We start from the raw sequence: 4,571 nt of genomic DNA on the forward strand, positions 1-4,571 counted from the left end.
TGTGAAACTGCCATAAATCTTCTCCTTAATGACAAATAGTCTATTCAAGGAGGCGGAAGCAAACCGTGACAAGTCCATTCAGCCTCGGTATCCATAGGACTCACTTCCAGCACCCCGCCTTGGTTCCAAATCGATTGTGTGCCGCCACTTGATTGGCGAATGGTCGGTCAGTCGTCAGAATGTTCACCGACGTTTCCAGACTGGGCCGCAGCTTCTCGAACCCGGCGCACACACTCGGGGAGTTCATCGTCTGGCAGCCCGTAATCAGCGCAAAGAGCGGCAGCGTCAGCAGCATCCACCTCATCTTTGATTACCCCCTTGTCCTGGTAATATTTCACGGTCGCAGCCAACGCATCGGCTGAAGCCTGTTTCTTGCCGTCGCTTACGCCCATGCCGTGAGCAATGAACCCAGCAATGACGGCGCCAGCAACTGCGGCAGCGCCCATCTTGAGAATGTCAGCTATGCCCAGCATCACGCAGCCGCCTGCTGTCGCTGGATCAGCGTGTAAAGACCAAAGAGAACACCCGCGACGAGAACGATTGCAAATGCCCATTGGATTGGGCCAGAGCCGGAAGCAATGCCGGTAACGCCGCCGATCAAACCGCCGAGCGGCCCCCACGCTTCCGGCTTCTTCAGCGTCTCAACGATCGATGTATCTTTTGGGTTGGCTTTTGGCGCGCCAGCAGGATCAGAAACGTCTGTCGGCGTGACAGTTCCACGGCGCGACATCGCAACTGCATTCCCGACGACGCCGGGCGTTGTCTTCCATTGGCCCTTCGGGTCAACGCCGGTGATACGGATTGTCCAGCCGCGACCGTTGGCCGAGAACCCTTGTTTGCCACCGATGCCCCGAAGGAAAGTCATGTAAGCATCACAATAATCGCGGATCAGTTGCTCAACGCCACCGCGATACGATTTCACAGCCGCGACGGTTTGAACCCCCACGACTCCATCATGGGCAACCCCGATGAGCGATTGCAAAATCTTCACGGCGCGGGAAGGTCCAGACATGACGCCCGAGTTGAAGACAGCATAATCGAGCCCAGACGGCAGAAGATCGCCACCGGACTGAAGCCAGTACGAACGACGATAGATTTCTTCGGCTTCCTCAATGGTCATAGCTTTGACCTGTTCAGCTGTAACCGACTTCACGCCACGATATGCAGCTAAGGTCCGATGAGTGATACCGCACTTTGTCGGGCCACCGCTGTCAGTCGCGCGGTTTGAATATCCGCCTTCATCACCGAACAAAAGTCTGAGAGATGGTTCCAAGTTCTGGCGAGCCATATCGCGCGCTCCTGAGTTCTTCCGTTGAGCGGAAAATCACAGGATTGGGCGATGGGTGCAAAGCACAGGAATCAGAAGTCAATGAACCTTGACTATTAAACTAAACGATGGAAGGCTTCGACCGTAGATTGCGTGAGGTGTTGGGCAATATGTGGCCGATGGATTCATCATTCCAATATCTTGAAGTGTTTGCTTATATTTCTTTATTTGCTGCGCTGGCTGCTGTTGGCTTAATCGTGTGGTTGTGGAAGCGTTAGTGAAAAAGTTTCAAGCTTACGCAAAATGTTGACTCGTCGCCAAAGAGTTGTATGAGACCCTTCTGATTTATCCAGAATGGTGCGATCAGAAGGGGGCTATCGTGGCGCATCGGTTATTGTTTGGCGGATTTGTTGCAGCTTGGAGCGCAGCAATCATCTATGTGTTCTTTCCGGGGTATATCTATGCCGATTCGTTCGATCAATATCAGCAAGCATTAACTGGCGTATTCTCTGACTGGCATCCGCCGATTATGTCAGCGTTCTGGCGCCTTCAAATTCTTTTGCTACAGACAGGAAGTGTGTTTTTTGCGATAAATGTCCTCGTTCTGTATTTGTCATTCTATCTTCTTTTGTCTCCGCACAAAGCATACATATCGATCCCAACGTTTATAGTACTCGCAATTTGCCCTGTATTCTTTGGCCTGATCTCCGTTGTATGGAAAGATGTTTTTCTTGCTTGCCTAGTTCTTCTGGCGGTATCAATCACGTTTAATCGTTTGATTGCGAAGGGAAAAATTGAAAAAAAATACAAAGTCTTGTGCCTTTCAATACTGCTAGTAGCATCATTAACTCGGGCCAATGCTCCATTCATAACTGCCCCCGTTATATTGATGATAGCATTAGGTTGGGATGCTCGATTTAAGAGTTGGATAGCATCTGCGTTTCTTTCGATTGTGCTTATCGCAGTATCTGGCCCTATCAACCATAAGATTCTGATGGCTGAGAGTGCTAACCCGCTTGTGTCATTGGAGGTATACGATCTCGCCGGGATATCACATTTTTCCGGAACCGTGGCTCTGCCGGGGCTATATTCTACCGATGAGAACAAGAGGATTGTTGAGGGTTGTTACAGTCCGGTTCATTGGGATGTATATGCTTGGGGAGATTGCGGGTTTGTTGTCGAGAAGTTAAACCGGGACGGATTGAGCGCAATTTGGATAAGGGCTATTGCGAACAATCCTGTTGCATATCTCAAGCATCGCCTTTCGCATTTTAATGATCTTCTCCGATTTTTGGGCCAGAAGCCAGCGTACAAATACTATGTGACTGTCCCACCCGGCTATCAATCTGATAGCCCACAAAAAGTGAATGCAGTTCACAATCGTTATAGTGCTATTATGGATCAGTATGACCGTCAGCCGTGGCATTATGGTTTTGTATGGTACGCGCTCTCCATTGGACTTTTTATCGCAACAATATTCGGCAAATCACTAGCGGGAAAATTCGTTAACTGTCTTGCATTCGCCTCCTTCACGTATATATCGGCCTACCTTGTGGTGGGTGTTGCTGCAGATTTTCGCTATCTGCTGCCAGCGATCTATATCTTGGTGGGGGCGTCGATCATTTTCGCTGGATTTAGCAGGGATACCATACAAAGCAAACAAGGGGTGATAGGTCTCGCAAGTATGTTGGCCATCATCGGCGTAGGGGTAATATTATGAGATATGAAAATGTAGCGGTTATTGTTCCGTGTTATAACGAGGAGCAAACAATCGCTAGTGTGGTTGAGGATGCAAAAAAGTTCTTGCCGGGGGCGAAAGTCTATGTCTACGACAATAACTCCAAGGATGCTACGAAAGATGTGGCAGAGAGAGCGGGAGCTGTCGTTCGATCTGAGGTTCGTCAAGGTAAAGGTTTTGCAATAAGAAAATCCTTTATCGACGCCACAGAAGATTATATTATTATGATCGATGGCGATGATACTTATGATCTTTCGTTCGCGCCCACTGCCGTAAAATATGCGGTTGATAATCAGTTGGATTTCCTCAACCTAAAACGGATCGCGACAGGGACCGCCGCATACCGCCGCGGCCACGTACTTGGTAACAAGGTTCTTACTGGAGCTATAGGCCTACTGTTCGGTCGCCATATTGATGATATGTTGTCTGGATATAAGGTTTTATCAAAGCGCTTTGTTAAATCATTTCCAGCATCTTCCTCGGGATTCGAAATTGAAACTGAGCTTCTTGTTCACGCCTTAGAGTTAGGAATCCCTCTCGGAGAACTGGAAACAAGCTACAAGGAAAGACCTGAAGGGTCAGTGAGCAAACTTTCGACCTATAAGGATGGTGCCCGTATCGGCTTTACCATTATGCGTCTTTGCCAGATGGAACGACCTATTCTGTTTTTCAGCATAATTGCTGCACTCTTTGCTTTCTTAAGTCTTTTATTTGGTGGTTCAGTAGTTGCTGAATATTTCCAAACTGGGCTTGTAGAGCGCTTTCCAACTGCAATTCTCGCGGGTTTCTTGGGCATGACGGCTATTGTGCTGATGGGGGTCGGTTTGACACTGGACCTCGTACAAAGGACAAGGTCTGACCTCAAAAAGATAGCCTTCTTAGCAATTGGCCACTGATGAAGACAGTTGGTCGATTTATCATAGCGGGAGGAGTCGGCTTTTTAGTCGACTTCTCTTTATTGAACTGGATGTTATTGCTTGGATTAGGTTCAATATTGGGTAGGTTAATTTCGTTTTCTGCAGCAGTGTTGTTTACTTTTTATATAAACAGAAATTTTACATTTCGAAGCGAAGGCAATTTAATATCGCAGTTTAGAAAGTACATAGTTGGAAGTCTTTTTGGGCTGTGTGTAAACTGGGCAATTTATGCTTTTGCTTTAAATTATTCATCGCCACAAATATCACTTATTATTGCGAGCGCATTGGCGATGGTTGTAAATTTTATATTCTACAGGTTTTTAGTTTTTAAAACTAAGACCTAAATTATTTTTATCAGGTTTTGAATGTAGTCGTATATGCAACGTGAGCGTCCGGCGAAAGGATTTTCGCTTAGCCGAGAGATGCAGACTATAAGCTTCGCTTAGCCTCATCTTCGTAAGCGTTCGCTGCGGACCACTTGTGTCTTAGCTTGACGTCTTGAAGTTCCATGGAAGCAGGTCGTCGAGGCAGCTTTGGGGATGTCCGGCTGCGATGGCAGTGAGTGTTGCTTTGTAAGCGCGCATTTCCCTGCGCGTTGACTTCGCCGCTATGAGATGTGCTCGTCTTTTGTGAGCGCTACGAACAGCCC

4 protein-coding genes are annotated in these 4,571 nt (G+C 47.7%); 2 read left to right on the forward strand and 2 right to left on the reverse strand.

Going from position 1 to position 4,571, the window contains the following annotated elements:
* Nucleotides 1-167: 167 nt before the first annotated feature.
* Both KWJ32_RS27710 and KWJ32_RS27715 read right to left on the reverse strand, forming a co-directional pair.
* Nucleotides 168-473 carry a hypothetical protein gene (locus KWJ32_RS27710; protein ID WP_256886605.1) on the reverse strand — a complete coding sequence of 102 codons (306 nt, stop codon included), beginning with the start codon at nucleotides 471-473 and terminating at the stop codon, nucleotides 168-170.
* Nucleotides 473-1,288 carry a glycoside hydrolase family 108 protein gene (locus KWJ32_RS27715; RefSeq protein WP_256886606.1) on the reverse strand — a complete coding sequence of 272 codons (816 nt, stop codon included), beginning with the start codon at nucleotides 1,286-1,288 and terminating at the stop codon, nucleotides 473-475. The genes KWJ32_RS27710 and KWJ32_RS27715 overlap by 1 nt, the downstream gene beginning before the upstream one ends.
* A gap of 358 nt (nucleotides 1,289-1,646) precedes the next feature.
* Between KWJ32_RS27715 and KWJ32_RS27720 the strand changes: the two genes are divergently transcribed.
* Nucleotides 1,647-2,987 (forward strand): hypothetical protein, encoded by a 1,341-nt coding sequence (locus tag KWJ32_RS27720; RefSeq protein WP_256886607.1) that lies wholly within the window; start codon nucleotides 1,647-1,649, stop codon nucleotides 2,985-2,987.
* A complete protein-coding gene (locus KWJ32_RS27725) occupies nucleotides 2,984-3,901 on the forward strand; it encodes a glycosyltransferase family 2 protein (protein WP_256886608.1) in 918 nt (305 codons plus the stop codon). The genes KWJ32_RS27720 and KWJ32_RS27725 overlap by 4 nt, the downstream gene beginning before the upstream one ends.
* Nucleotides 3,902-4,571 lie beyond the last annotated feature (670 nt).

The sequence above is a fragment of the Ochrobactrum sp. BTU2 genome (assembly GCF_024539785.1).
Lineage (GTDB): Bacteria > Pseudomonadota > Alphaproteobacteria > Rhizobiales > Rhizobiaceae > Brucella > Brucella anthropi.